27 protein-coding genes are annotated in these 25,812 nt (G+C 70.6%); 18 read left to right on the plus strand and 9 right to left on the minus strand.

Features of this window, described 5'->3' with window-relative positions:
• Positions 1 to 220 precede the first annotated feature (220 nt).
• The 3 genes from E1288_RS07145 to E1288_RS07155 form a co-directional block, all read right to left on the minus strand.
• The gene (locus E1288_RS07145; protein WP_132482479.1) at positions 221 to 2,383 is read right to left on the minus strand and encodes an ATP-dependent DNA helicase; all 2,163 of its coding nucleotides are present in this window, start codon (positions 2,381 to 2,383) and stop codon (positions 221 to 223) included.
• Between the two features lie 195 nt (positions 2,384 to 2,578).
• Entirely contained in the window at positions 2,579 to 3,148 is a 570-nt protein-coding gene (locus tag E1288_RS07150) for a nicotinamidase (protein WP_132482481.1), read from the minus strand.
• Between the two features lie 57 nt (positions 3,149 to 3,205).
• Positions 3,206 to 4,510 carry a nicotinate phosphoribosyltransferase gene (locus E1288_RS07155; protein ID WP_132482483.1) on the minus strand — a complete coding sequence of 435 codons (1,305 nt, stop codon included), beginning with the start codon at positions 4,508 to 4,510 and terminating at the stop codon, positions 3,206 to 3,208.
• Between the two features lie 111 nt (positions 4,511 to 4,621).
• On the opposite strand from E1288_RS07155, the gene clpS reads away from it, so the two are divergent.
• From clpS to E1288_RS07170, 3 genes are all read left to right on the plus strand, one after another.
• Complete coding sequence (clpS, locus tag E1288_RS07160; protein WP_010693751.1) at positions 4,622 to 4,915, plus strand: ATP-dependent Clp protease adapter ClpS; 294 nt, start codon at positions 4,622 to 4,624, stop codon at positions 4,913 to 4,915.
• Complete coding sequence (locus E1288_RS07165) at positions 4,916 to 5,479, plus strand: DUF2017 domain-containing protein (protein WP_132482485.1); 564 nt, start codon at positions 4,916 to 4,918, stop codon at positions 5,477 to 5,479. It abuts the gene before it with no gap.
• A 90-nt stretch (positions 5,480 to 5,569) separates the two neighbouring features.
• On the plus strand, positions 5,570 to 7,570 hold the full coding sequence (locus E1288_RS07170) for a neutral/alkaline ceramidase (protein WP_132482487.1): 2,001 nt from the start codon (positions 5,570 to 5,572) through the stop codon (positions 7,568 to 7,570).
• A gap of 238 nt (positions 7,571 to 7,808) precedes the next feature.
• Here the strand turns inward: E1288_RS07170 and E1288_RS07175 are convergent, their stop codons facing one another.
• The 4 genes from E1288_RS07175 to E1288_RS07190 form a co-directional block, all read right to left on the minus strand.
• Positions 7,809 to 8,717: a TAXI family TRAP transporter solute-binding subunit gene (locus tag E1288_RS07175; protein WP_132482654.1), complete on the minus strand. Its 909-nt coding sequence runs from the start codon at positions 8,715 to 8,717 to the stop codon at positions 7,809 to 7,811.
• Positions 8,717 to 10,090 (minus strand): sensor histidine kinase, encoded by a 1,374-nt coding sequence (locus tag E1288_RS07180; RefSeq protein ID WP_132482489.1) that lies wholly within the window; start codon positions 10,088 to 10,090, stop codon positions 8,717 to 8,719. The genes E1288_RS07175 and E1288_RS07180 overlap by 1 nt, the downstream gene beginning before the upstream one ends.
• 222 nt (positions 10,091 to 10,312) lie before the next feature.
• Positions 10,313 to 10,969 (minus strand): response regulator transcription factor, encoded by a 657-nt coding sequence (locus tag E1288_RS07185; RefSeq protein ID WP_132482491.1) that lies wholly within the window; start codon positions 10,967 to 10,969, stop codon positions 10,313 to 10,315.
• A gap of 45 nt (positions 10,970 to 11,014) precedes the next feature.
• Positions 11,015 to 12,325, minus strand: a complete 1,311-nt coding sequence (locus E1288_RS07190; protein WP_132482493.1) for an MFS transporter — start codon at positions 12,323 to 12,325, stop codon at positions 11,015 to 11,017.
• Positions 12,326 to 12,522: 197 nt separating this feature from the next.
• On the opposite strand from E1288_RS07190, the gene E1288_RS07195 reads away from it, so the two are divergent.
• The 4 genes from E1288_RS07195 (at position 12,523) to E1288_RS07210 (ending at position 15,628) form a co-directional block, all read left to right on the plus strand.
• On the plus strand, positions 12,523 to 13,554 hold the full coding sequence (locus E1288_RS07195; protein ID WP_132482495.1) for a P1 family peptidase: 1,032 nt from the start codon (positions 12,523 to 12,525) through the stop codon (positions 13,552 to 13,554).
• Between the two features lie 98 nt (positions 13,555 to 13,652).
• Positions 13,653 to 14,108 carry a Mov34/MPN/PAD-1 family protein gene (locus E1288_RS07200; RefSeq protein WP_132482497.1) on the plus strand — a complete coding sequence of 152 codons (456 nt, stop codon included), beginning with the start codon at positions 13,653 to 13,655 and terminating at the stop codon, positions 14,106 to 14,108.
• A gap of 69 nt (positions 14,109 to 14,177) precedes the next feature.
• Positions 14,178 to 14,456 (plus strand): MoaD/ThiS family protein, encoded by a 279-nt coding sequence (locus tag E1288_RS07205; protein ID WP_132482499.1) that lies wholly within the window; start codon positions 14,178 to 14,180, stop codon positions 14,454 to 14,456.
• Positions 14,457 to 14,677: 221 nt separating this feature from the next.
• Positions 14,678 to 15,628 (plus strand): PLP-dependent cysteine synthase family protein, encoded by a 951-nt coding sequence (locus E1288_RS07210; protein ID WP_132482501.1) that lies wholly within the window; start codon positions 14,678 to 14,680, stop codon positions 15,626 to 15,628.
• Positions 15,629 to 15,887: 259 nt separating this feature from the next.
• On the opposite strand, the gene E1288_RS07215 is transcribed toward E1288_RS07210, so the two are convergent.
• The gene (locus E1288_RS07215) at positions 15,888 to 16,718 is read right to left on the minus strand and encodes an SMP-30/gluconolactonase/LRE family protein (protein ID WP_132482503.1); all 831 of its coding nucleotides are present in this window, start codon (positions 16,716 to 16,718) and stop codon (positions 15,888 to 15,890) included.
• 183 nt (positions 16,719 to 16,901) lie between these two features.
• On the opposite strand from E1288_RS07215, the gene E1288_RS07220 reads away from it, so the two are divergent.
• The 6 genes from E1288_RS07220 (at position 16,902) to rdgB (ending at position 21,055) form a co-directional block, all read left to right on the plus strand.
• Positions 16,902 to 17,498 carry a rhomboid family intramembrane serine protease gene (locus tag E1288_RS07220; RefSeq protein ID WP_207954236.1) on the plus strand — a complete coding sequence of 199 codons (597 nt, stop codon included), beginning with the start codon at positions 16,902 to 16,904 and terminating at the stop codon, positions 17,496 to 17,498.
• Entirely contained in the window at positions 17,495 to 18,310 is an 816-nt protein-coding gene (gene murI / locus E1288_RS07225; protein ID WP_093261931.1) for a glutamate racemase, read from the plus strand. The genes E1288_RS07220 and murI overlap by 4 nt, the downstream gene beginning before the upstream one ends.
• Complete coding sequence (locus tag E1288_RS07230) at positions 18,307 to 19,077, plus strand: MBL fold metallo-hydrolase (RefSeq protein ID WP_132482505.1); 771 nt, start codon at positions 18,307 to 18,309, stop codon at positions 19,075 to 19,077. Before murI ends, E1288_RS07230 begins: the two co-directional genes overlap by 4 nt.
• 48 nt (positions 19,078 to 19,125) lie before the next feature.
• A complete protein-coding gene (locus E1288_RS07235) occupies positions 19,126 to 19,578 on the plus strand; it encodes a GNAT family N-acetyltransferase (RefSeq protein WP_235883395.1) in 453 nt (150 codons plus the stop codon).
• 119 nt (positions 19,579 to 19,697) lie between these two features.
• A complete protein-coding gene (gene rph / locus E1288_RS07240; RefSeq protein WP_132482507.1) occupies positions 19,698 to 20,453 on the plus strand; it encodes a ribonuclease PH in 756 nt (251 codons plus the stop codon).
• Positions 20,450 to 21,055 carry an RdgB/HAM1 family non-canonical purine NTP pyrophosphatase gene (gene rdgB, locus E1288_RS07245; protein WP_132482509.1) on the plus strand — a complete coding sequence of 202 codons (606 nt, stop codon included), beginning with the start codon at positions 20,450 to 20,452 and terminating at the stop codon, positions 21,053 to 21,055. Before rph ends, rdgB begins: the two co-directional genes overlap by 4 nt.
• A 168-nt stretch (positions 21,056 to 21,223) precedes the next feature.
• Here the strand turns inward: rdgB and E1288_RS07250 are convergent, their stop codons facing one another.
• Positions 21,224 to 21,661 (minus strand): hypothetical protein, encoded by a 438-nt coding sequence (locus E1288_RS07250; protein ID WP_132482511.1) that lies wholly within the window; start codon positions 21,659 to 21,661, stop codon positions 21,224 to 21,226.
• A gap of 650 nt (positions 21,662 to 22,311) precedes the next feature.
• Between E1288_RS07250 and E1288_RS07255 the strand changes: the two genes are divergently transcribed.
• The 5 genes from E1288_RS07255 (at position 22,312) to E1288_RS07275 (ending at position 25,742) form a co-directional block, all read left to right on the plus strand.
• Positions 22,312 to 23,154 (plus strand): helix-turn-helix domain-containing protein, encoded by an 843-nt coding sequence (locus E1288_RS07255; RefSeq protein WP_132482513.1) that lies wholly within the window; start codon positions 22,312 to 22,314, stop codon positions 23,152 to 23,154.
• A 2-nt stretch (positions 23,155 to 23,156) separates the two neighbouring features.
• A complete protein-coding gene (locus E1288_RS07260) occupies positions 23,157 to 23,360 on the plus strand; it encodes a DUF397 domain-containing protein (protein WP_132482515.1) in 204 nt (67 codons plus the stop codon).
• 25 nt (positions 23,361 to 23,385) lie between these two features.
• On the plus strand, positions 23,386 to 23,598 hold the full coding sequence (locus E1288_RS07265) for a DUF397 domain-containing protein (RefSeq protein ID WP_132482517.1): 213 nt from the start codon (positions 23,386 to 23,388) through the stop codon (positions 23,596 to 23,598).
• A 298-nt stretch (positions 23,599 to 23,896) separates the two neighbouring features.
• Positions 23,897 to 25,018: a L,D-transpeptidase gene (locus E1288_RS07270; protein WP_132482519.1), complete on the plus strand. Its 1,122-nt coding sequence runs from the start codon at positions 23,897 to 23,899 to the stop codon at positions 25,016 to 25,018.
• Between the two features lie 28 nt (positions 25,019 to 25,046).
• Positions 25,047 to 25,742: an MOSC domain-containing protein gene (locus E1288_RS07275; RefSeq protein ID WP_132482660.1), complete on the plus strand. Its 696-nt coding sequence runs from the start codon at positions 25,047 to 25,049 to the stop codon at positions 25,740 to 25,742.
• Positions 25,743 to 25,812 lie beyond the last annotated feature (70 nt).

Below are 25,812 nucleotides of genomic sequence, written 5' to 3' on the forward strand. Positions count from 1 at the left end.
GCACGTCGATGGGTGTCGCATGCGCCGCAGGCGCATAGCCCACCCCCGCAACTGGCACCGCCGCGGGTTCTCAGGGGCTTCCTGGCGAGGACGGCCCCTCCGCCGTGTATTGGACATACATCAGGAGGGGCACCCACAGTCCAGGGAGCTTCTGAGGTTCCGCTACCCGCACCGCCACCCAAAACGAGGTTGGAAAAACCTAATTGAAAATGCGACGCCGCTAGACCTCCGATGCGGCTGCGGACAGCCTTCGCAGGGCTCCGCGCACGACCTCCGGGTCGTGGGTGGTCCAGAACGGCGGCAGCGAGGCGCGCAGGAAACCGCCGTAGCGCGCGGTGGCCAGGCGCGGGTCCAGCACCGCGATCACGCCGCGGTCCTTCGGCGAGCGCAGCAGCCGCCCGGCGCCCTGCGCCAGCAGCAGCGCCGCGTGCGTGCCCGCCACCGTGATGAACCCGTTGCCGCCGTGCTCGGAAACCGCCTTCTGGCGGGCCGAGGCGAGCGGATCGTCCGGCCGCGGGAACGGGATGCGGTCCATGATGACCAGCTGCAGCGAATCGCCCGGCACGTCCACGCCCTGCCACAGCGACAGGGTGCCGAACAGCGAGGTCTCCGGGTCTTCGGCGAACTTGCGGACCAGGAGCGCGGTCGAGTCGTCGCCCTGGCACAGCACCGGCGTGCTCAGCCGTTCGCGCAGTTCTTCCGAAGCCTGCTTGGCGGCGCGCATCGACGAGAACAGCCCGAGCGTGCGCCCGCCCGCAGCCTGCACCAGCTCGGTCAGCTCGTCCAGGTACTGCGGCGGCAGCCCGTCGCGGCCCGGGGGTGGCAGGTGACGGGCGATGTAGAGGATGCCGCTGCGCTGGTGCTCGAACGGCGAACCCACGTCCAGCCCGGTCCACTTCGGACCGCCGGCGTCGGAGGGGACCTCCTTCGCGGTGGCCATTCCGGCGGCCGCCTGGGCCTTCTGCTGCGGCGGCAGGCCCCACTGCCGGGCGAGCGTGTCGAACGAGCCGCCGAGCGCCAGCGTCGCCGAGGTCAGAACCGTGGTGCGCTGCCCGAAGAGCCGGTCCCGCAGCAGCCCGCCGACTCCCAGCGGAGCGACCCGCACGGTCGGCGGGCGGTTGGGTTCCGCGGACACCCACACGACGTCGTACTGCTTTTCGTCGTCGAACGCTTCCAGGAGCCGCACCGCGGTGTCGTGGACCTCTTCGGTGAGGGCGTGCGCGAGCTTGCGCGCCGTGCTGCCTTCGGCGTCTTCCTTGCGTTCCGGGCCTAGCGCGTTGATGCACGCCCAGGCCGCGTCGCGGGTCACCGTCAGCGCGCCGCCGAGGTCCTGCGGGAGTTCTTCCAGCCGACCGGGGTTCGCCGCCTGCAGCACCAGGTCCAGGCCTTCCGCGGCCTCGACGAGGCGGTCGGCGATCTCCTCGTCGATGGCCCGCCCGCAGCGGCGCGCCGCGAGCCGCACCGCGCCCGCGGTCAGCTCGCCGGTGGCGGCCGAGGTCACCCGGTCCACCAGGTCGTGCGCCTCGTCGACGAGGACGACGTCGTGGTCGGGCAGCACCGGCCGGTCGTCCAGCGCGTCGATGGCCAGCAGCGCGTGGTTCGTCACGACGATGTCCGCGCGCCCGGCCTCGGCCCTGGCGCGCTCGGCGAAGCAGTCGACGCCGACCGGGCAGCGGTGCACACCGAGGCATTCCTTGGCGGTGACCGACATCTGCCGCCACGCCTGGTCGGTGACGCCGGGCACGAGCTCGTCGCGGTCGCCGGTCTCGGTCTCGGTGGCCCACTCCTGGATCCGCTTGACCTGCCGCTCCAGCGCGGACGCGGCGAAGGCGTCGAACAGCGCGCCGTCGTCGGGCTCCTCGGGCGCGTTGCCGTGCACGCGGTTGAGGCACAGGTAGTTGCGGCGGCCCTTGAGGATCGCGAAGGTCGGGCGGCGGCCGATCGCCTCGGCGAGCGCGGTCGCCAGCCGGGGGAGGTCCCGGTCGACGAGCTGGCGCTGCAGCGCGATCGTCGCGGTCGAGACGACCACCGTGGTGCCCTCAGCGACGGCGTGCCGGATCGCGGGGACCAGGTACGCCAGCGACTTCCCGGTGCCGGTGCCGGCCTGCACGGCCAGGTGTTCGCCGGAGCCGATGGAGTGCTCGACGGCGGCGGCCATCCGGGCCTGGCCCTCGCGCGGCACGCCGCCGACCGCGGTGATCGCGATCTCCAGCAGCGTCGCCAGGTCCGGGATGTCCTGCTTGGGCTTGGCCGTCAGCGGCAGTTCCGGCGCTTCCCGCTTGCCCACCTTGGCGAGGTCGGCGGCGATCTCCGGTGGCAGCTCGTCGTCTTCGTCAGGCTCGAACGCAACCGGGTCGGACCATCGCGGGACAGAGGTGGGCACGAGAAGAAACTACCGCGCCCCCCTGTCCAAGAGCCCCGATGCCCCCGCGCTACCGCAGCCGCTCCGCGATGGATACCGCGGAGACCCGGCCGGCCATCACGGCAAGGTGGCGTCTCTGCAGGTCAGGGCTCGTGCGTGTATTGGATCGCTATAGCGCTCCAAAGTGCTCACGAGCCCTGAACAGCGGAAACGTAGCTACCGGACCACCGGTTCGCCGATGAGGTTCACGCCCGCGGCGTCTAGCTCCGACAGCGCCGCGTCGACCGTCTCGCGGGAGACGCCCGCCGTGAGCTCCAGGAGCACCGTGGTGTCCAGGCCTGCCCGGACCGCGTCGAGCGCCGTCGCCCGGACGCAGTGGTCCGTCGCGATGCCCACGACGTCGACCCGGCGGACGCCGTGGTCGGCCAGCCAGTCGCGCAGCGGCCGGTCCCGGAGGTCGATGCCCTCGAAGCCCGAGTAGCCGTCGCTGTACTGGCCCTTCGAGAACACCGCTTCCACCGGGCCCACGTCCAGTTCCGGGTGGAACGCCGCGCCTGGAGTGCCCGCCACGCAGTGCCGCGGCCAGGAGCGGACGAAGTCCGGTTCGTCGCTGAAGTGCGCGCCCGGGTCGATGTGGTAGTCGCGGGTGGCCACCACGTGGTCGTGGTCGAATCCCGCGAGGTACCGCGAGATCTCCGTCGCCACGCCCGCGCCGCCGGCCACCGCCAGCGAGCCGCCCTCGCAGAAGTCGTTCTGCACGTCCACGATGATCAACGCTTTGGTCATCACGTCCCCCTCGCCGTTACCGCAATTCTGGAGCGCCGCCGGGCCCGGCGGGAAGCTTCAGGCCTCGTGGAAAACCGTCGGGATCGCCGGTTCGCCGTGCGAGAGCTTGAGGCCCTCCCACGGCAGCGTCACGAGCGCGTGCCGCAGCCGCTGCCGATCCTCCTCCAGCGTCGGCACGCCGTCGGCCCGCTTCCCGTCCCGGATCAACGGGATCTGCAGGAACCGGTCGTGCGGCCCGAGCACCGGCTCGGAGGCGCCCGGCGCGACCTGGTACACGACCTCCTCCACGGCGGTTCCGGTCTCCTTGTACCGCCGCACCGCGGCCTTTCGGCCGCCGCGGGACGTCTTGTGCGAGCTGCGCTTCGCGACCGGCCGACCCTCGACCTCCACCAGCTTGTAGACCATCTCGGCGGTCGGCGCGCCGGAACCGGTGACCAGCGCCGTGCCCACCCCGTAGCCGTCGACCGGCTCGGCGCGCAGCGCGGCGATGGCGTACTCGTCGAGGTCGCCGGAGACGACGATCCGGGTGCCCGTCGCGCCGAGCCCGTCGAGCTGGTCGCGGGCCTGCTGGGCGAGCACGCCGACGTCGCCGGAGTCGATCCGGACCGCGCCCAGCCCGGTCCCGGCGACCTCCACCGCGAGCTCGATGCCGCGGGTGATGTCGTAGGTGTCGACCAGCAGCGTGGTGCCGGTGCCCAGCGAGGCGACCTGCGATTCGAAAGCGGCGCGCTCGGAGTCGTTCAGCAGCGTGAACGCGTGCGCCGCCGTGCCCGCGGTCGGGATGCCGTAGCGGCGGCCCGCCTCCAGGTTCGAGGTGGCGGTGAAACCGGCCAGGTAGGCGATCCGCGCCGCGGCCACGGCCGCTTCCTCGTGCGTGCGCCGCGAGCCCATCTCGATCATCCGCCGGCCGTTGGCCGCCGACACCATCCGGGCCGCCGCGGCGGCGATCGCGCTGTCGTGGTTGAGGATCGACAGCACCAGCGTCTCCAGCACCACTGCCTCGGCGAACGTGCCGCGCACGGTCAGCAGCGGGGAGCCGGGGAAGAACAGCTCGCCCTCGGGATAGCCGTCGACCTGCCCTTGGAACCGGTAGTCGCGCAGCCATTCCAGGGTCGCGTCGTCCACGACGCGGGTGGCGGCGAGCTGTTCGAGTTCGGCCTCGCCGAACCGGAAGTTCTCGATCGCGTCGAGCACCCGGCCGGTGCCGCCGGTGACCCCGTAGCGGCGGCCGTCCGGCAGCCGCCGGGTGAACACCTCGAAGGTGCACGGGCGGTGCGCGGTGCCGTCCCGCAGCGCACTCGCGAGCATCGTCAGCTCGTACTGGTCCGTCAGCAGCGCGGTGCTGCCCGTCGGAGAGCTCATGCCGCAGAGATTACGTGGTGGTCGGCGCGCATTCGCAGCGCGAACCCCGTGCGTGCCGGGTTTGCCCGTGCGGTCGACACTGCTGTGACGGCCGCGTGCGACGATGGGGCCATGACCTCGCCCGCTGAAATCGAGCGCGCGCAACTCGAACCGGATGCACTCGGTACCGAGGACAAGCCGTGGGTGACCGTGGTGTGGAACGACCCGGTCAACCTGATGTCCTACGTGACCTACGTGCTCCAGAAGATCTTCGGGTACACCCGGGATCATGCGACGAAGTTGATGCTGGACGTGCACCACAAGGGCAAGGCGGTGGTTTCCTCGGGCTCCAAGGAGAAGGTCGAGGGAGACGTGGCGAAGCTGCATGCCGCCGGCCTGTGGGCGACGATGCAGAAGGATTCCTGAGTGGAAGGCTGGACCCGCAAGAACGGTCACGTGCTGGCCGAGCTGTCGCAGCAGGAGGCCGCGGTCATCCGGGGCCTGGTGGGGCAGCTCAAGGACATGCTCACCGCTCGCGCCGACGAGGCGCCGAAGGACGAGCTGGCCGAGCTGACCGGCATCCGCACCGGGCCGGCGACGCCGCCGGAGGACCGCGTGCTGGCGCGGCTGCTGCCGGACTTCTACCGGCGCGACCCGATCACCGGCGAGACCGACGAGGAGGAGTCGGACGCGGCCGGCGCGATGCGGTCGCTGCACGAGCCGGGGTTGCTGGAGGCCAAGACCGGGGCGGCCGCGTTGGTGCTGGAGACGTGCCCGCCGATGGGGGGCCGGGTCAAGCTGACGGGCGAGCAGGCCGACGGATGGCTGGCTGCGCTCAACGACGTCCGGCTGGCACTGGGCACGGCGCTGGACGTGGACGAGGAGATGCCGGACGACGTGCCCGACGACGACATGCGCCGCGAGCACCTGGGCGTCTACCAGTGGCTCACCTGGGTCCAGGACAGCTTGGTCGGCGCCCTGATGGCCTGACCGCTCCCTTGGCAGAGTGAACGGGATCACGTAGCCTCCCCTCGACCAAGAACGTGAATTTGGTTCGCATTCATCGAGGAGTGCAGGCACATGCCCGTTGCCAGGAGACGTGTGCTGGCCGCCGCCGCGGCGGCACCGCTGGTCGCTTCGGCGCTCGGCGGCACCAGCGCCGCCGCTGAACCCGCCCGCCCGACCGGCTACCTGGTCGGCCGTGGCGTCGCCGACGTGACCGGCCCGGCCGCCGAGAACGGCATGATGGGCTACTCGATGCCCCAGCAGCAGACCGCGGGCATCCACCTGCGCACCCTCGCGCGCGCGTTCATCGTGGCCGACGGCGACAAGCGCATCGCGTTCGTCACCGCCGAGCTCGGCGCGCTGTTCCAGTCGGTGCACCAAGGGGTTCTGCGCAAGCTCGCCGAAACCCGCGCCGAGCTCTACACCGAGCAGAACGTGCTGCTCAACGCCACGCACACGCACGCCGCGTGCGGCGGCGACTCGCACTACGCCGCCTATGACCTGTCGATCCTCGGCTTCCAGGAGCAGACCTACAACGCCGTCGTGGACGGGATCGTCGAAGCGATCTCCCGAGCGCACGACGACCTCAAGCCCGGCACCCTGCACCTGGGCCGGGCCGTGCTGACCGACGCCAGCGTGAACCGGTCGCGCAGCGCGTTCGACCTCAACCCCCGGGCGGACAAGGACCACTTCCCGCTGGCCATCGACCCGGCGGTCACCGTGCTGCGCTTCGTGCAGGGCGGCCGGGACGTCGGCGCGATCACCTGGTTCGCCACCCACGGCACCTCGATGACCAACGAGAACCGGCTGATCAGCTCGGACAACAAGGGCTACGCGGCGTTCGCCTGGGAACAGCTCGGGGACGACTTCGTCGCCTGCTTCGCGCAGACCAACGCGGGCGACATGTCGCCCAACCTGAACCTGGCGCCCGGTTCCGGCCCGACCGACGACGAGTTCGAGAACACCCGGATCATCGGCGACCGCCAGTTCCGCGCCGCCAAGCGCGCTTTCGACGCGGCGGGGGAGCAGGTCGGCGGCGCCGTGGACCACCGGATGTGCTTCGTGGACATGTCGAAGGTCACTGTGGACGGTCGGTTCACGCCGGACGGCGAGCAGCACTCCACCTGCACCGCCGCGATCGGCGTGTCCATGCTCGCCGGAAGCCGCGAGGACGGGCCGGGACTCCCGATCCCCGAGGGCATCCGCAACCCGTTCCTGGACTGGCTCGGCGGCGCGGACGCGTCCATCCCGGCGGGGCTGGCGGACGCGCAGGCGCCCAAGCCGATCGCGGTGCCCTTCGGCGCGATGAAGCCCTACCCGTGGTGCCCGGAAGTGCTGCCGCTGCAACTGATCCGGATCGGCCAGCTGCACCTGGTGGCCGGGCCCGCCGAGTTCACCATCGTGGCCGGGCTGCGGATCCGCCGCGCCGTCGCCGACGAGCTGGGCGTGCCGCTGGAGAACGTGCTGGTGCAGGGCTACGCCAATGCGTACAGCCAGTACGTGACCACGCCGGAGGAGTACGACGCGCAGCAGTACGAGGGCGCCTCCACCCTGTTCGGCAGGTACACGCTGCCCGCCTACCAGCAGGAGTTCACCCGGCTGGCCGCCGCGATGCGGTCCGGGAAGCCGGTCCCGCCCGGGCCGACCCCGCGCGACCTGCGCGGCAAGCTGATCAACTTCCAGCCCGGCGTGGTCTTCGACGACAAGCCGCCGGGCCGCGAATTCGGCGACGTGCTCACCGAACCCGCCAACCGCTACCGGCGCGGCGAACAGGTCTCGGCGGCGTTCGTGACCGGCCACCCGAAGAACGACCTGCGCCGCGGCGGCACCTTCGCCGAGGTCCAGCGCCAGGTGGACGGCGGGTGGCGGCGCGTGGCCGACGACCGGCACTGGTCGACGAAGTACCACTGGGCGCGCATCGGTGTCGCGACCTCGACGGCGACGATCACCTGGGACGTCCCGGACAACGCCCCGGCCGGCCGCTACCGGATAGTCCACCGCGGCAACTGGAAGAACGGCTGGAACGGCTCGATCAACGCCTTCACCGGCACCACGCAAACCTTCGTGATCACCTGACGCCACCGGGGATCCACCGACCGTCGACAACGCCGCCCCGACGCGCCCGCGGAGGTCACCGAGGCTCCCAATTTTAGGCAAAATCGGGAGCCTCGCGGCGAAGCCGAGCCGACTGCGGAGGTCGTTGGGTTCCCAATTTTAGGCAAAATTGGGAGCTCTTCGGCGTGGCCGTGTCGCGTGTGGGGGTCGTTGGGTTTCCGATTTTAGGCAAAATTGGGAGTTTTCCCGGGCGGGCGGGTCAGCCGTGGAGGTCGCGGTAGGCGCGTTCGGCGCCCGAGTGCAGGGGGACCGCTCCCGTGCTGATCAGGTTCCGGACGTCCAGGAACTGGGTTCCCACCGTCTGCTGCGGCACCAGAAACGGCGCTCGCAGCACCAGGACCCGGACCACCGCTTCGGCCAGGTCGGCGGGGAGTTCCGGGGTGCAGGCCAGGATGTTGGGCACGCCGACCGTCGGAGTCCGGCTGGTCCGCCGGTAGGCGCCGGGCGGCACCAGCACCGGGTCGCACAGCGGCCCGCAGCCGGCCTCCGCCGCATCGAGCGGCAGCAGGCGGATGCCGACCCGGTCGTCGAGCGTCTTGAGCACCGGCGTCGGCAGGCCGCCGGACCACAGCAGCGCGTCGATCCGGCCGCGTTCCAACGCGTCGATCGCTTCTTCCAGCGGCAGCGATTCGCGGCGCACCCCGGGATGCGCCGCCAGCAGGTGCGCACCCAGCAACGCCGTCCCGGACTTCGGCGCGCCGATCGACACCGTGCGTTCGGCCAGCTCGGCGAGGCTGTGCACGGGACTGTCGGCCAGCACGACGAGCTGCGTGTAGTTCTCGTAAACCTGCCCGAGGGCGCGCAGCTGAACCCGGGGGCCGAGATCGCCGTTCTGCGCCGCCGCCGCGGTGTGGGCGAGCACCATGCCCAGATCGGCCGACCCGTCGCGCAGCAGCTCGACATTGGCGACGCTGCCTTGGCTGCTCAGCACCGGCATCCGCAGCCCGGGCACCGCCGCGGAAACCTCGGCGGCGAGCTGACCGGCGAAGGCCGTGTAGAAGCCGCCCGGCTCGCCAGCGGCGATGCGCAGCGTGCGCTCGGGCGTCCGCCCGGAGCAGGCGCTGACCAGCCCTGCACCGGCCAGGGCGAGCAGGGCTCGGCGGCGAATCACGTCTCCTCCCGGACCGGCAGATCGAGCCGCACCGACAACCCGTGCGGCCGGACGGGCTCGATTCGCAGCGAGCCGCCGCGCGCGGTCACCAGTCGGTCGGCGATGGCCAGCCCGAGCCCGGAACCGCGGCTGCCGCGATGCCGCCCGGCGCGCCAGAAGCGTTGCGCGGCAAGGGATATCTCCGCATCGGACAGGCCGGGTCCGGTGTCGCTGACGGTGAGCGCGCAGCTGCCCGGACCGGCCTCGCAGCGCACCGACACGGTCGCCGACGATCCGGCGTACTTGATGGCGTTGTCCAGCAGGATGTCGAGGATCTGGGCGAGGTCGTCGGCCGGGAGGTCCGCCTCGGCGTCGTCGAGCCGGGCCTCGGCGAACCGGACCCCGGCCGCCTCGGCCGCCGGCCGCCACGCCTCGATCCGGTCGGCCGCCACCGCCGCCACGTCGCTGGGTTCCACCGCGGACCCGCCGGGTTCGCGATCCGCCGTGGCCAGGGCCAGCAGCCGGTCCAGCAGCGACTCCAGCCGGTCCACCTCGTCCAAAGTGGAACGGTAGGTCTGCGCTCCTTCCGGCGTGATCCGCCGTTCCAGCGCGTCGACCCGCAGCCGCAGCGCGGCCATCGGGTTGCGCAGCTGGTGCGACGCGTCCGCGACTAGGCGCCGTTGCTGCTCCTCGGCGTCCGCGACGGCCTCCGACATGCGGTTGAAGGACACCGCCAGCTCCCGCAGCTCCGGCGGCCCGGCGTCCTCCGGAACCTGCGAGCGGCGCGATCCGGCGCCGACCGCCCGCACCCCGGCCCGCAATTCCGCCAATGGCCGCAGGATCCACCGGGCGAGCACCAACGCGAGCAGCCCGCACACCACCAAGGCGCTCAGCGCGCCCGCCACGATCAGCGCCCACCGCTCGGCGATGTCCTGCGTCGCGTGCTGCACCGAGGCGCGCAGGACGACCGCGCCGGTCACCCGGGTGCCGTCACCGACCGGCCGGTACCGGATCAGCTCGCCCTCGGACCACGGCCGCAGCCACGGCACCGGCCCGGCCAGCTCGTTGCGCAGCGCCTTGTCGATCGACTCGACGACGTCGGTGGCGCGCATCCCGCCGGTTTCCACGGCCGGCACCCGGTTGGTGTCGACCACCACCAGCGGCTCGCCGTAGAGCTCCGCGTAGCGGCTCGCCTCGGCACGCAGCTGGGCGGTGTCGCCGGTGCTGAACGCGTGATCGGTGAGCGCGGCGAAGCGGTCGAGGTCGGCGGTGCGGGCGAGCACCAGCTGCTGCGTTCGCTCCGCGGCGGTGGCGCGCAGCAGCGGAGCGGCGAACCCGGCCACCGCGAGGACCGAGAAGGTGAGCAGCACCAGCAACAAGCGTCGGCGCATCAGCGGTCACCGAGCCTGGTCACGGGCCGTGAGCACGGCGGCGAATCCGCTGGGCGGCCGTGCAGGGAGGAGCGGCGGTTTCGCGCGAAATCGCCGACGCGAGTGCCTGGGAGGCGGCGGTTTCGCGCGAAACCGTCATTCCGCGTGCCTGGCGGTGCCGGTTTCGCGCGAAACCGCCGCAAGGCGTCGCCGCACCGGCGAGCAGGACGCGTGCTCACCTGTTCACTCCCCGAACCGGTAGCCGAAGCCGCGGATCGTCACCAGCAGTTCCGGGCGGCCCAGCTTGGCGCGCAGCTGCGCGATGTGCACGTCCAGGGACCGCGAGACCGCCAGGTAGGCGTCGCCCCAGACCTCGTCCATCAGGCGCTGCCTGTTCACCGCGCTGCCCGCCTCGCCGGCCAGCACCGCGAGCACGTCGAACTCCTTCGGCGTCAGCTCCACGTCGCGGTCGCCGACCCGCACCCGGCGGGTCCGCAGGTCCACCAGCACGTCGCCGACCCGGACCTCGTCGGCGGCCGCGGGCGCCGGGCGACCGCGCCGGGCCACCGCGTCGATGCGGGCCAGCAGCTCCGCCATCCGCACCGGCTTGACCAGGTAGTCGTCCGCGCCGGAACGCAGGCCGCGGACCACCATCCGCTCCTCGCCGCGGGCGGTCAGCACCACCACCGGGATCGGCCCGACCCGGCGCAGCTTCCGCAGCACGTCGAGGCCGTCGGCGTCCGGCAGCCCCAGGTCGAGCAGCACCAGGTCGTGATCCCGGTGCCGGGTCAGCGCGTCCGCGCCGCGCGAAACCCGGGTGGGCTGGTGGCCGTGCGCGGCGAGGACGTCGACGAGCGCATCCGCCACGCCGTCGTCGTCCTCGACGAGAAGCACGCGCACCAGCCACCTCCGAAAGCTCCGCCCCGAGTATGGCGACGCGCCGGGTCAGCCCTCCATACGGGAGTCCTTCGACGTCTCGCGCATCCGCAGGTACACGAGCAGCGAGATCAGCACGCAGCCCGAGACGTACCAGAAGAACACCTGCTCCATGCCCGCCTTCTTCAGCCACAGCGCCACGTACTCCGAGGTGCCGCCGAAGATCGCCACCGTCAGCGCGTAGGGCAGGCCGACGCCGAGCGCGCGGATGTTGGTCGGGAACAGCTCCGCCTTCACGATCGCGTTGATCGAGGTGTAGCCGGTGACGATCACCAGGCCGCCCATCATCAGCGCGAACGCCGTGACCGGGTCCTGCGTCGAGCCGAGCAGCGTCATGATCGGCACGGTCAGCACGGTGCCGCAGACGCCGAAGGCCAGCAGCAGCCAGCGGCGGCCGATGCGGTCCGACAGCGCGCCCGCCAGCGGCTGCAGGAACAGGAACACCAGCAGCGCCAGGAAGTTGATCCAGGCGACGGTGCCCTTGTCGATGCCCGAGGTCGCCACCATGTACTTCTGCAGGTAGGTCGTGTACGTGTAGAACGCCACGGTGCCGCCGAGGGTCAGGCCGACGACGAGCAGGCACTCCTTGGGGTGCTGCAGCAGCGCCTTGACGGTGCCGCGCGACTGGTTGCCCTCCGAGGTCTTCTTGTAGCTCTCGGTCTCGTCCATGCCGCGGCGCAGCCACATCACGATCACCGCGCCGATCGCGCCGATCGCGAACGGGATCCGCCAGCCCCACGAATCCATCTGCTCGTTGGTGAGCACCATGAGCAGCAGGATCTGCACGCCCAGCGCGGTGAGCTGCCCGGCGACGAGCGTCACGTACTGGAAGCTCGAGTAGAAGCCGCGCTTGCTCGCGGTCGCGACCTCCGACAGGTAAGTCGCCGACGTCGCGTACTCGCCGCCGACCGAGAGGCCCTGCACCAGCCGCGCGAACACGAGCAGCAGCGGCGCGGCGAGGCCGATCGTGTGGTAGCCCGGCGTCAGCGCGATCACCAGCGAGCCGCAGGCCATCAGCGTCACCGAGAGCGTCAGCGCGGCCCGGCGGCCGAAGCGGTCCGCGTAGCGGCCGAGCAGCCAGCCACCGAGCGGGCGCATCAGGAAGCCGATGGCGAACACGCCCGCGGTGTTGAGCAGCTGGGCGGTCAGGTCGCCTTTCGGGAAGAACGCCGCCGCGAAGTACACGCTGAACGCGGTGTAGGCGTACCAGTCGTACCACTCGATCAAGTTGCCGATCGAGCCGCGAATGACGTTGGCGACCACCCGGCGCTCGCCACCGGAGCGCGCCGCAGCGTCGCGGCCGTGCACCTCAGTTGACATCCGTCCTCCTCCTAGTGAACGGACTCACAGTGCGGAGGCGGGGGATCGACAACAAGAACGGCGGCGTTTCCTTTACGTCTGGTTAACGTGATGCCAACGTGGGTGATCACGCTGTGCGGTCGGTGGTTCGTGCGCGGTTTGGAGCGCTATGGCACTCCAAACCACGCACGATCCCTGGACGAGAGGAGCCTGTCGGAATGCTGCGATCGGGAGGGCTCGACGCGATCGTCGACGTCGACGGGGTGCGGGTCGGGCACGAGCAGCGGCTCGACGAGCACTGGGCCACCGGCACCAGCGTGGTCCTGGTGCCGGAGGGCGCGACGGCGGCGGTGGACGTGCGCGGCGGCGGCCCCGGAACGCGCGAGACGGATGTGCTCGAACCGAGCCACCTGGTGCAGCAGGTGCACGGCGTGGTCCTCACCGGTGGCAGCGCCTACGGCCTGGCGGCGGCCGACGGGGTGATGCGCTGGCTCGGCGAGCGCGGGCACGGCGTGCGGGTCGGCGCCGATCCGTCGCACGTGGTTCCGGTGGTGCCGGGCGCGGTGATCTTCGACGTGCCGATGAGCGACTGGGGCAACCGGCCCGACGCCGGGTTCGGCCACCGGGCCTGCGAGAACGCGACCCGCACCGAGGCCCGGCAGGGCAACGTCGGAGCAGGCACCGGCGCGGTCGTGGGCACGGTGAAGGGCGGCATCGGCACGGCCAGCGCCGTGCTGGACGACGGCACCACCGTCGGCGCGCTCGTGGCCGTCAACGCGGCCGGCTCGGCGATCGACCCCGACACCGGGCTGCCGTGGATCCCGGCGCCCGGCCTGCGCCCGCCCGATCCCGCCGAGGTCGAAGCGGGCCGGCGGCTGTTCGGGAAGCGCCCTGGGCGGCGCGGTCCGGTCGAGCGGCCGCTGAACACCACGATCGGCGTGGTCGCCACCGATCTGAAGCTTTCGAAGGCCGAGTGCCGCCGGCTGGCGGTCGCCGCGCAGGACGGGCTGGCCCGCACCGTCCGGCCGGCGCACCTCCTGGTCGACGGCGACACGATGTTCGCGCTGGCCACCGGCACCGGAGCCGCCCTGCCCGCGCCGGGCGAGCCGGACTGGGCGGCGCGGCTGGACGCGGTGTGCGCGGTCGCGGCCGACGTCGTCGCGCGGGCGATCGTGCGTGGCGTGCTGGCCGCCGAACCGGTGGATGAGGTGACTTCCTACACGCGCCTCTACCCCTCGGCGCGGGAATGAATCATCGTGTACCTGCGTTTTCGCCCGACGAAGCCGCACCGGTAGCGGGATCTTCCACATCGTGGGAGGCCGGTGCCTCACCTACTAGGATGGTTGCTGTGCTGGTGATCCGACGCGACCTGGTCGATGCGATGGTCGCGCATGCCCGACGGGACCACCCGGACGAGGCGTGCGGCGTGATTACCGGCCCGGAAGGGTCGGACCGCCCGACACGCCTGATCGAGATGATCAACGCCGAGCGTTCGCCCACCTTCTACCGGTTCGACTCCGCCGAACAGCTGAAGGTGTGGCGCGAGATGGACGCGCGGGACGAGGAGCCGGTGGTCATCTACCACTCGCACACCTCGACCGAGGCGTACCCATCGCGCACGGACGTCTCCTACGCCTCGGAGCCCAACGCGCACTACGTGCTCGTGTCCACCCGGGACCCGAAGACCCATGAGCTGCGTTCCTACCGGATCCTCGACGGTCAGGTGACCGAGGAGCCGGTGGAGGTCGTGGAGTCGTACATGTTCGCCCACACCGGTGCCGACGAGGTCCCAGACCTCGACTGAGCCGCGGCTCGCCCACCAGTGTTCGCGTCTCGATCCCAACGAAGTCCTTCGTGGACAGGAGGTTCCCCAATGGCAGTCAAGGTTTCGATCCCCACCATCCTGCGCACCCACACCGGCGGCGAGAAGTCCGTCGAGGCCAAGGGCGACACCGTGGCCGAGGTGATCAACGATCTCGACAGCAACTTCAACGGCCTGAAGGACCGCCTGGTCAAGGAAGGCAATCTGCACCGCTTCGTCAACGTCTACGTCAACGACGAGGACGTCCGCTTCGCGGGCGGCCTGGAGGCCAAGGTGGCCGACGGCGACAGCGTCACCATCCTCCCGGCCGTCGCCGGCGGCATGCGCTGACGGAATTCTGCGGGACCCGCGCCGCGCGGCGCGGGTAGCGGAACCTCAGAGGCCTTCTCCCGGCCCCGGCATACGGGCCGTCGCAAGCGGGAAGGCCTCTGGGAACCCGCGGCGATGCCGGTCGCGAGGTCCGAGCGGACCGGCACGTGGCGTGGGCGCGAAAGAACTCCACCCGCAGCAGGACATTCCCCTCCGGGCGGAGGGCGAGGAGGAGACGCACCGTGGCTCGTTACGACTCGTTGCTGGACGCGCTCGGTGACACCCCGCTGGTGGGGCTGCCCCACCTGTCACCGGCACCGGACGTCCGGCTGTGGGCCAAGCTGGAAGACCGCAACCCGACCGGTTCGATCAAGGACCGGGCGGCGCTGGCCATGATCGAGGCGGCCGAGAAGGAGGGCCGGCTCACCCACGGCTGCACGATCCTGGAGCCGACCTCCGGCAACACCGGGATCTCGCTGGCGATGGCGGCCAAGCTCAAGGGCTACGGCCTGGTCTGCGTGATGCCGGAGAACACCTCGGAGGAGCGCCGCCAGCTGCTGCAGGCCTACGGGGCGCGGATCGTCTCCTCGCCCGCGGCGGGCGGCTCGAACCAGGCGGTGGCGGTGGCCAAGGAGCTGGCCGAGCAGAACCCGGACTGGGTGATGCTCTACCAGTACGGCAACCCGGCCAACGCCGAAGCGCACTTCCGCACCACCGGACCCGAGATCCTGCGCGACCTGCCGACGGTGACGCACTTCGTGGCCGGGCTGGGCACCACCGGAACCCTGGTCGGGGTCGGCCGCTACCTGCGCCAGCAGAAGCCGGACGTGCAGATCGTCGCGGCGGAACCGCGCTACGGCGAGCTGGTCTACGGCCTGCGCAACCTCGACGAAGGCTTCGTGCCGGAGCTGTACGACCCGGACGTGCTGACGCGCCGGTTCTCGGTCGGCTCCTACGACGCGCTGCGCCGCACCCGCCAGCTGCTGGAGAGCGAAGGCATCTTCGCGGGCATCTCCACCGGCGGCGTGCTGCACGCGGCGCTGACGATCGCGGAAAAGGCTGCGGCAGAAGGAGAATCGGCGGACATCGCGTTCGTGGTGGCCGACGCGGGCTGGAAGTACCTCTCGACGGGCGCCTACAGCGGCACCCTCGACGAAGCGGCCCAACGCCTCGAAGGCCAACTTTGGGCCTGATCACCGCGGACGAGCTCCCCGAGGAGCACCTCTGACCCGCCGGGTCAAAGGTGCTCCTCACCTGCGTCGTTCCACAGTTTCAATTGAAACCTCTCTCCGAGGGACCGCAATTTCCATTGAAATTGAAGAAGTTGTCCACACCCTTCGGTGTGTCGGACCCACGACACGCAGGAGACTGTGGACAACCCGCAATTTCCATTGAAATTGGACCTTCGATTTCAATGGAAATTGCGGTGCACGGGTCGGGAGTCTGATGGGGTCAGCCGGTGAAGGCGAAGGGGCGGGTGTCGGTGCCGATGTTCGGGAGGACCAGCAGGGCGCCGTCCGCCGCAGCCGGGTCCTGGACGCCGTCGCGGGCCGTTGTGACGTACAGGTCCGTGAGGTCCGGGCCGCCGAAGCAGCAGTCCGTCGGGCGGCGCGCCGGCAGCTGGATCGTCCGCTCCAGCTCGCCTTCCGCGGTGTAGCAGCGGATTTCGCCCCGGTTGCGCACCGCGACCCAGATCCGGCCCGCGTCGTCGACGCACAGGCCGCCCGGTTCGCCGTCGACGTCGCAGAGCGCCCGGCGGTTGTCGGCAGCACCGGCGACGAGGTCGAAATCCAGCACGTCGATGCGTCGCGCCGCGCCGTCCGACAGGTACATCCGGGTGTCGTCCGGGCTCCAGCCGATGCCGTGCCCGGCGACCAGGTCGGACACCGCGATCTTCGCCGCGCCGTCCGCCGTCACGCGGGCCAGCCAGCCCCCGGCGCCCAGCGTCGTCGCCCACAGCCGGCCCTTGCGGTCGATCGTCGTCGCCCCGGCCTGGACGCCCTCGCGGGCCCAGTAGGCCAGCCAGGTGCGCTGTTCACCGCCGGCGTCGTACAGGGCGATGCCTTCGGCCAGGTGCAGCACGAGCCCGCCGCGGCTGCGCGGTTTCGCGGCACCGACCTGCTGGGGCAACCCCATCACGTGATCGGCCTGCCCGGGGACGTAGCGGTGCGCGGTGTGGGCGGGCGCGTCGGTCCAGAGCAGCGTGTCGGTGCCGACGTCCCAGGTCGGTGCCTGTCCGGACCGCGCCTCCGCGGGCACCGCGATGTCGACCTGGGCTTGCACGAGGCACCTTTCGGGGGACGGGCACGACGATCCGGGACTTTACGGGGCGATTCGCGTTGATCATGGCTCGGCCCGGTGACGTGCGGCCCACGGCAAATATCGGGGTCATCCCCGAGACCTGGGAGGACTCCGCCGCGTAGCCTCGTTGGTGTGAACCGACTGCCTGAACGCCGCCGGGCTCGAGTGCTGCCCCAGAATCCGCTGCGAGCCGCTGTCGGGATGCTCATCGCCGTCGCGGCGCTCTACGGCATCGAGTTCTACGACGTCGCGACCCCTGCTTCGAGCCTCGATGCCTACGGCATCGAGCCGCGGGACGTCGACGGCCTGGGCGGCATCGTGTGGGCGCCGCTGCTGCACGCAGGGTGGGGACACCTGTGGGCGAACTCGCTGCCGTTCCTGGTGCTCGGCTGGCTGGTGCTGGCCGGCGGGCTGCGGCAGTTCATCGCGGTGACCGCGACGGTCTGGATCATCGGCGGCATCGGCACCTGGCTGGTCGGCGCACCCGGGGTGCACGTCGGCGCGTCCGGCGTGATCTTCGGCTGGATGGTGTTCCTGCTGCTGCGCGGCTTCTTCCAGCGCAGCTTCGCGCAGATCCTGGTCGCGGTGGCGCTGTTCTTCTACTGGGGCGGCATGTTGTGGGGCGTGCTGCCCGGCCAGCCCGGCATCTCCTGGGAGGGCCACCTGTTCGGCGCGCTGGGCGGGGTGCTCGCGGCCTGGTTGGTGGCGCGCAGCACTCGTCGGCAGGTCGCCGAACCCGCGCCTGGCAAACTGGCCGAGTGACTGACGCCCCGATCGGGATCTTCGACTCCGGCCTCGGTGGGCTGACCGTGACCCGCGCGGTCATGGACCAGTTGCCGGCCGAAACGGTGCACTACGTCGGCGACACAGCCAACGCCCCGTACGGCCCGATGCCGCTGGCCGAGATCCGCGCCCGCACCCTCGCGATCACCGACTCGCTGGTCGACGAGGGCGTGAAGATGCTGGTGATCGCCTGCAACACCGCGTCGGCGGCCTGCCTGCGCGACGCCCGGGAGCGGTACGACATCCCGGTGGTCGAGGTGGTCCTGCCCGCGGTGCGGCGGGCGGTGGCGACGACCCGCAACGGCCGCGTCGGCGTGATCGGCACCAAGGCCACCATCCACTCCCGCGCCTACGACGACGCGTTCACCGCCGCCCGGGACATCACGCTCACCACGGTCGCGTGCCCGCGCTTCGTGGAGTTCGTCGAGCGCGGCATCACCAGCGGCAGGCAGATCCTCGGCCTGGCGCAGAGCTACCTGGATCCGCTGCAGCAGGCCGACGTCGACACCCTGGTGCTCGGCTGCACGCACTACCCGATGCTCACCGGTGTGCTGCAGCTCGCGATGGGCGACCACGTGACGCTGGTCTCCAGCGCGGAGGAGACGGCCAAGGACGTGCTGCGGGCGCTCACCGAGAACGACCTGCTCGCCGACCCGGAGACAGTGCCCGAGCACGAGTTCCGCGCCACCGGCGCGCCGGACCGATTCGCCCGGTTGGCGGCTCGCTTCCTGGGTCCGGCCGTGGTGGCCGATGCCGTTCGGCCGCTGACCGTGTCAAGCTCCATCGCATGAAGCTGACGATCCTCGGTTGTTCCGGCAGCTTTCCCGGCCCGGACTCGCCGTCGTCCGGATACCTGCTGGAGTCCGGCGGCACGCGCATCGCGCTCGACCTCGGCAACGGCACGCTGGGCGCGATGCAGCGGTTCGTCGACCCGTTCCAGCTCGACGCGGTGTTCTTCAGCCACCTGCACCCGGACCACTGCGCGGACTTCGCGGCGCTGACGGTGCTGCGCCGCTACCACCCGAACCCGCCGCACGACCCGACCGCGCGGCGGTTGCGGGTGATCGCGCCCGAGAACGCCCCGGAGCGGTTCGCGGCCCTCTACGCGCCGGACGCGGCCGAGCGAGCCGAGACCGATCTGTCCGATGTGTTCGAGTTCATCCCGATCCCGGCGGAGCCGGTGCGCGTCGGCCCGTTCGAGGTGCAGGCGGTGCCGATGGCGCACCTGTGCGCGTCGTGGGGATTCCGTGTGGCGGCCGAGGGCAAGGTGCTGGCCTACACCGGTGACACCGGGCCGTGCCCGCAGTTGACCGAGCTCGCCGCGGACGCCGACGTGCTGCTTTCGGAGGCGTCCTGGGCGAACTTCCCGGACGCGCCCGAGGGCGTGCACCTGTCCGGGCGCCAGGCGGCAGAGGTGGCGAAGGCGGCCCGAGCCCGCCGCCTGCTGCTCACGCACATCGTGCCGTGGGCGGACCGCGAGGAGATCCTCGCCGAGGCGAAGGCGGCGTTCGACGGCCCGACCGAGCTCGTCGCCGCCGACCGCACCTACGACGTCTGACGGATATTCGGCTGCGTCGCGGCGCCTCGTCTGCCACAGTCAGCCGTCGTGGACGACCACCTCGAGCTCCGGCGTGCCGGTGATGCCGATGCGCTCGACATGGCCAACGTGTGGCTGCGTTCCTTCGCCACCGCGCTGCCGACCGTGCACCGCGCGCATGGGGATGACGAGGTGCGGAGCTGGTTCTCGCATGTCGTCGTGCCGCAGCACGAATGCTGGGTGGCTGTCGCCGCGGGCTCGGTGGTCGGGCTCCTGGTGTTGGACGGCGCGGAGCTGGACCAGCTCTACCTCGAACCGTCGTGGCGAGGCCGTGGTCTGGGCGACCGGTTCGCGGACCTGGCCAAGCGGCGGCGTCCCGGGGGACTGGATCTGTGGACGTTCCAGGTCAACGCCCCGGCGCAGCGGTTCTACGAGCGGCACGGCTTCGTCGAGGTCGAGCGGACCGACGGGCGGCGCAACGAAGAACGAGAACCGGACATCCGATATGCCTGGCGACCGTAGACCCTGCCCACGGAATGGCGCCCCACCTGGAGCGAGTGCCGGCGCGGCGCCCGGTTCGTCCGGCCAGGTGCCAGGGGTGGTCGGCGGTGCTGCTGCCGGGCGGGCTTAGGGTTGGGGGCGTGGCACGAGCGGATGGGCGGAGCGACGACCAGCTCCGAGAGGTGCGGATCACGCGCGGATACCAGGACTGGCCGGCCGGTTCGGTGCTGGTGGAGTTCGGCAAGACCCGGGTGTTGTGCGCGGCCAGCGTCCAGGAGGGCGTCCCGCGCTGGCGGACCGGCTCCGGGCTCGGCTGGGTGACCGCCGAGTACGCGATGCTGCCGTCGTCGACGAACACCCGCAGCGCCCGCGAGTCGGTGAAGGGCCGCATCGGCGGCCGCACGCACGAGATCAGCCGGCTGATCGGCCGCTCGCTGCGGGCCTGCATCGACCTGGCGGCGCTCGGCGAGAACACCATCACGCTGGACTGCGACGTGATCCAGGCCGACGGCGGCACCCGCACCGCCGCGATCACCGGCGCCTACGTGGCGCTGGCCGACGCGGTGACGTGGCTGGGCGCGGCCGGTCGCCTGTCCGACCCGAAGCCGCTGTCCTGCGCGGTCGCGGCGGTGAGCGTCGGCGTGGTGGACGGCCGGGTGCGGCTGGACCTGCCCTACGAGGAGGACTCCCGCGCCGAGGTGGACATGAACGTGGTGGCCACCGACCACGGCACCCTGGTGGAGGTGCAGGGCACCGGCGAGGGCGCCACCTACACGCGGTCCACGATGGACAAGATGATCGACTTCGCGCTGGACGGCTGCGCCAAGCTGGCCGAGCTCCAGTCGGCGGCGCTGGCCGAGCCCTACCCGGGCGAACTCCCGGGGAGCGCGGCATGACGCGAGTGCTGCTGGCCACCCGGAACCAGAAGAAGCTGGTGGAACTGCGCCGGATCCTCGCCGCCGAGGGCGTGACCGGCGTGGAGGTCATCGGCCTGGCCGACGTCCCGGAGTTCCCGGAGGCGCCGGAGACGGGCGCGACGTTCGAGGAGAACGCGGTGGCCAAGGCCGTGGACGCGGCGAAGGCCACCGGCCTGCCGGCGATCGCGGACGATTCGGGCATCGCGGTCGACGCGCTCAACGGGATGCCGGGAGTCCTGTCGGCCCGCTGGTCGGGCAAGCACGGGGACGACCAGGCGAACCTGGACCTCCTGCTGGGCCAGCTCGCGGACGTCCCGGACGAGCGCCGCGGGGCGGCGTTCGTGTCGGCGTCGGCGCTGGTGCTGCCGGACGGCGCGGAAACGGTGGTGCGCGGCGAGTGGCGGGGCACGGTGATCCGGGAAGAGCGCGGGGCCAACGGCTTCGGCTACGACCCGATCTTCGTCCCGGAAGGCGAAACCCGGACCAGCGCGGAACTCTCCCCGGAGGAGAAGGACGCGGACTCGCACCGAGGCCGGGCACTGCGACTCCTCCTCCCGGCCATCCGCGAACTCGCGGGCTGAACGAGGTAATGAAGGGCGCCCCTGATGAACGGTCAGGGGCGCCCTTCTTTTCAGGGATTCGGTGCCGCGACGGAACTTCTCGGCTGGGGGAGGGGAAGATGTTCCGCGTGCACCGCAGGTTCCAGCGGCATTCCTCCTTTCCGCGTGGGGTGTTCCTGACCGCTCGGGTCAGAACTTGACGCGGGGCAGGCGGATGCGGACCGTCTCGGCTTCCTCGGGGACGATCCACAACGCCGCGCCCGTTCCTTCTCCGGGCACGCCATGCAGGTCACGTGGCGGTTCGTAGGGCCGGGCGGGTGTGTCTGGCCCGCCTGGCTGTGGGAGGTCTTTCAGCGCGGTGAGCGCGTCGACGATGCCGCCCCAGTAGTGCCAAACGACCAGGCCAGGCCGGTAGACGTTGCGCCCAGGCGCGTCCACGATCCGCGCCACCTCGGTGCGTACCTGGCTGCGGACGTGGGCGACATCGGTGAGTCCGTGCTCGTTCCACTGGCGGAAGAGGACGACCACGTGCGGAGCGCCGAGCGGGCCGAGGACGTGCCGCGCGAAGTCGTGGCGGACGAACCACAGCAGCAGTTCCTCGGCCTCGGCCGGTTCAAGCCCGCGCATCCCACCCGGCTCCTGCGCTCGCCAATTCGGCTCGGTCCTCCCGAAGTGCATGACGTCCAGTGGTGCGAAGCGCGTGCCTGCCCGTTCGCTGCGCGGGAATGCTGGGGATCCGCCGGGCTTGTCGCATGTCGGGGGCCTGCGACAAGCCCGGCGGAAGAATCGGAGCGGTCATATCGGAATCGGCCTCGGCGGAAGTCGGCCAGCCGAAGTCGTACCGGAAGACGGCTGGGCTGTCGGCCTCGTCGTAGGTGCGTGGCGTTATGGAATGAAGCGGGTACGCCCGCGCCGGATCGGGTCCCCATGCGTCGGCGTCATCCTCGTCCGGCCAACAGGGCTCCTCGTCGTCGACCGTGCTGCCGTGGACCCGCGCGATGACGGCGAACGCGGAGAACGCGGGAAGGTAAGCGGAGTGTTGCCCGCACGTTCCGCCCAAAGTCCAGGCCAGCCCGGCAAAAGCCCCCACGGCGAGCCCCGCAACACCAACCGCCACGACCCAACCAACAGACACCAACACGATCACTCCCTGTTCGCTTCCAGCAAGAGAAAGATCAGTACTCGTACTGATCAAAGAATCTCGCAGTACCCGTACTGTGTCGACTACCCGATTCGGTGGTTCGGGACCGTTTCGGTACTGCGCATACAGTGATCGCATGACCCTGCGGAGGTTGATGCTTGGTCGGAGCTTGGCTCAGTGGCGAGAGCTCGCTGGGCTGACCCGAGAAGAGGTGGCGGCAGAACTGGAGTGCACGACCGGCCGCGTGCGCCACCTTGAAAGTGGGCGGAACGTCCCGACGCGGCCCGACCTCATCGTCTTGTGCGCCATGTACGGGATTCCGGACGCCGATCGGAAGCTGTTGTTGGCAACGCGGTCGGACGCGCAGAAGCCTGGCTGGTGGCAGACGTATCGGCTGCCGCGATGGCTCGTCTCGTACGTGACCTTGGAGACAGATGCGAGTAGCGTCCGCAACTTCGAGGTCGAGTTGATCCCTGGGCTGGTTCAGACCGAGGACTACGCCAGACGACTCGAAACCCTCGGTGACCCGGGAGCATCGCAGGCGACGATCGACAACCGGGTCGCCGCCAGAATGCATAGACAGCAGCGGCTTCTGGATGACGGCCAGCCGCTCGAAGTGAAGCTCCTCATCTCCGAAGCGGCCCTTCAAAGGTGCGCTGCTGACCCGGATGTCGGAAGCGGTCAGCTTGCCCATCTCATCAAGATCGGCGAGCGGCCCAACGTCAGTATCAGGATCGTTCCCACGGGCCTCGGGCTGCACCGCGCGATGGCGGGTGGCTTCGCCCTGCTCGACTTTCCGCCGGACACCTGGCCGGAGACCGGCTATCAGGAGTATGTGGTGGGCGGCCACCTGGTCGACGATCCTGACGCAGTTTCAACGATGAGTAAGCTGTTCAGCGAGCTGTGGGACCGTGCTCTGTCCGAGTCCGAAAGTGCCAACGCGATCTCGAAGTGCCAGCTGGCAGGCGAAAGGGAGTAATGATGGATCAGACCCAATTACGTTGGCGGAAGTCCAGTCGCTCGGCTCCGCAGGGACAGTGCGTCGAGGTCGCCGCCAACCTCCCCGGTGTCTGCGCGGTGCGCGACAGCAAGAACCCAGCAGGAACACCGCTGGTGTTCGGTGCCTCCGCGTTCGCGACGTTCTTGAATGCCGCCAAAGCCGGACGCTTCGACCGCATTGCATAGACGCGCGTGGTAGCGAGGGAAAGCCATGCCGATCAATAACCGTGACACCGGCTGGTTCAAGAGCCGCCGCAGCACCTCGGGAAACGACCAGTGCGTGGAGTGTCGCATCGTCTCCGGGGCTGGCACTGGCGTCCGTGACTCGAAGGACCGCGATGGCGGTGTCCTCTGGATTCCGCCGTTATCGTGGGCTTCCTTCAGCGAACAGGCCAAGGCGGGCGCCTTCGATCTGCCGAACTGAACGAGCAGCAGTGCAGGTCGGGGCGGCCCCTCGGCCCTGCGCGCGGTTGTGGCGGATGCGGGGCGTGACGAAATGTCGTGGTAGTGGAACGTTCTGTGATTGAATACGGGGCAATCCTGTTTAAAACGGATTTATTGCGCCGATGTGGCATCTCGTTGTTCTTGCTTTGTTGCTCCCCATGGCTGGCCGACGGTAGAGAAGGCATTCTCCTGAGTAGGCTGAAAAAATGAGCCGAGGTGTTCGACGGCGGGAATTCGTCCGTTTTCGGGTTTGTGTTGCTGGTGTTGTTCTCGGGGCATTGGTCGGGATTGCCGGCTGCTCTCCGGGCGGCGGTGGGCAGGATGCCGCGCCGCCTCCGAAGCCCGCGCCGGTCGTCGACATCACGGCTGCCGGGGGCGACCAGGTGAACCCCACCACGCCGATCGACGTGCGGGTTCAGAACGGCAAGCTCACCGCCGTCACCGTGACCAATCCCGACGGCAAGCAGGTCGCCGGGCAGATGGCCGACGGTCGGACGGGCTGGCGCACCACCGAGGTGCTCGCCTACGACAAGGTCTACGACGTGGCCGCCACGGTCGTCGACGGCGACGGGACGAGCACCACGCAGCACAAGGCGATCCACACGCTCGCCCCCAAGGCGCAGGCCTACCCGAGCGTGGTCCCGGCGCCCTCCACCCACGACGTGGGCGTCGGGCAGCCCATCGTCGTCCGGTTCGACCACGCCATCACCGACCGCGCCGCCGCGGAGAAGGCGCTGCAGATCAGCAGCGCTCCCGACCAGCCCGGCGGCTGGTACTGGATTTCCGACAAGGAAGTGCACTACCGGCCGCGGGACTACTGGCAGCCGGGCACCAAGATCACGTTGAAGATCAACCTCTACGGCGTCGACCTGGGCGGCGGGGTTTACGGGGAGACCGACCGCAGCATCGACTTCGCGGTGCACGATTCCTGGATCGCGAAGGCAGACGGCGGCACCGAGCAGATGCAGATCTTCCACAACGGTCAGCTCGTCAACACGATGCCCATCAGCATGGGCAAGGACATCACTCCGACCCACGTCGGCGCGCACGTCATCTCGGACAAGCACCAGAAGTACACGATGGACTCCTGCACCTACGGCGTGTGCCCGCCCGACCCGAAGGCGTACCGGTCCGACGAGTTCTTCGCCGAACGCATCTCCAACGACGGCGAGTTCGTGCACGAGAACCCGGCCAGCGTCGCGCAGCAGGGCAGCTCCAACGTCTCGCACGGCTGCATCAACCTCGACCAGGCCAACGCGCAGTGGTTCTTCGAGCACTTCGGGCTCGGCGACGTCGTCGAGGTCGCCAACTCCGGCGGCCCGGCGCTGCCGGTGTGGGACACCTACGGCGACTGGGCGTTGTCCTGGGACCAGTGGCAGGCCGGCAGCGCCCTCCACTAGCGGCGGCGTCGGTAGCCTCGTCCGGGTGATGGGAGTGGTCGAGCGGATCTGGCGGTACCCGATCAAGTCGACCGGCGGTGAGCCGCTGCACCGGGTCGACGTCGATGCGCGGGGGCTGCTCGGGGACCGGCTCTTCGCGGTGCGCGACGCCGAGGGCAAGTTCGGGTCGGGGAAGAACACCCGCCGCTTCCGGCGGATGCCCGGCCTGCTGGAGCTGCGTTCCCGCTACCTGGACGACGCCGACGAGCCGGAGCTGCTGGATCCGCACGGCACGGTCGTCGCGGACCCGACGGCCTACCTCCGCGGCTACCTAGGCCGCGACGACGTCGAGGTGGCGCGCGAGGCGGCCGTCTCCCACTTCGACCAGCTCCCGCTGAGCGTCCTGACCACCGCCACCCTCGACTGGGTGCGCTCGGCCGCCCCGGGCGTGCCGGTCGACGAGCGGCGCTTCCGGCCGAACCTCCTGGTTCGCACACCTCCGGGCACCCCGCCCTTCGCGGAGGACGAGTGGTTCGGGAGCAAGGCGCGGATCGGCGGCCTGTGCGTCGAGTTCGTGCGGTCCAGCGAGCGGTGCGCGATGGTCAACGAGGCCCAGCGGGACCTGCCGCACTCGGCGCAGGTGCTGCGGGCCATCGCCAAGGAGCACGACACCCGCCTGGACGCGCTGGCGACGGTCGCGACCCCGGGACCGGTGCAGGTCGGGGACGCCGTCGTGCTCCTCTAGCGCCTGCCGCGAAAGCAACGGCCGCCGGTTCCGCTGTTCAGGTGCCGTGTGCACTTTGTGTTGCTATAGC

This window comes from Saccharopolyspora elongata (assembly GCF_004348985.1).
In the GTDB taxonomy this organism is placed as follows: Bacteria; Actinomycetota; Actinomycetes; order Mycobacteriales; family Pseudonocardiaceae; genus Saccharopolyspora; species Saccharopolyspora elongata.

What these genes read in the sequence shown, in the direction of transcription:
- E1288_RS07250 (WP_132482511.1), bottom strand. Translation starts at nt 21,661, where the DNA reads ATGCGCGGGCTTGAACCGGCCGAGGCCGAGGAACTGCTGCTGTGGTTC.
- rdgB (WP_132482509.1), top strand. Translation starts at nt 20,450, where the DNA reads ATGACGCGAGTGCTGCTGGCCACCCGGAACCAGAAGAAGCTGGTGGAA.
- E1288_RS07275 (WP_132482660.1), top strand. Translation starts at nt 25,047, where the DNA reads ATGGGAGTGGTCGAGCGGATCTGGCGGTACCCGATCAAGTCGACCGGC.
- E1288_RS07265 (WP_132482517.1), top strand. Translation starts at nt 23,386, where the DNA reads ATGCCGATCAATAACCGTGACACCGGCTGGTTCAAGAGCCGCCGCAGC.
- E1288_RS07170 (WP_132482487.1), top strand. Translation starts at nt 5,570, where the DNA reads ATGCCCGTTGCCAGGAGACGTGTGCTGGCCGCCGCCGCGGCGGCACCG.
- E1288_RS07180 (WP_132482489.1), bottom strand. Translation starts at nt 10,090, where the DNA reads ATGCGCCGACGCTTGTTGCTGGTGCTGCTCACCTTCTCGGTCCTCGCG.
- E1288_RS07150 (WP_132482481.1), bottom strand. Translation starts at nt 3,148, where the DNA reads ATGACCAAAGCGTTGATCATCGTGGACGTGCAGAACGACTTCTGCGAG.
- E1288_RS07205 (WP_132482499.1), top strand. Translation starts at nt 14,178, where the DNA reads ATGGCAGTCAAGGTTTCGATCCCCACCATCCTGCGCACCCACACCGGC.
- E1288_RS07230 (WP_132482505.1), top strand. Translation starts at nt 18,307, where the DNA reads ATGAAGCTGACGATCCTCGGTTGTTCCGGCAGCTTTCCCGGCCCGGAC.
- clpS (WP_010693751.1), top strand. Translation starts at nt 4,622, where the DNA reads ATGACCTCGCCCGCTGAAATCGAGCGCGCGCAACTCGAACCGGATGCA.
- E1288_RS07260 (WP_132482515.1), top strand. Translation starts at nt 23,157, where the DNA reads ATGGATCAGACCCAATTACGTTGGCGGAAGTCCAGTCGCTCGGCTCCG.
- E1288_RS07255 (WP_132482513.1), top strand. Translation starts at nt 22,312, where the DNA reads ATGACCCTGCGGAGGTTGATGCTTGGTCGGAGCTTGGCTCAGTGGCGA.
- E1288_RS07155 (WP_132482483.1), bottom strand. Translation starts at nt 4,510, where the DNA reads ATGAGCTCTCCGACGGGCAGCACCGCGCTGCTGACGGACCAGTACGAG.
- E1288_RS07190 (WP_132482493.1), bottom strand. Translation starts at nt 12,325, where the DNA reads ATGTCAACTGAGGTGCACGGCCGCGACGCTGCGGCGCGCTCCGGTGGC.
- E1288_RS07195 (WP_132482495.1), top strand. Translation starts at nt 12,523, where the DNA reads ATGCTGCGATCGGGAGGGCTCGACGCGATCGTCGACGTCGACGGGGTG.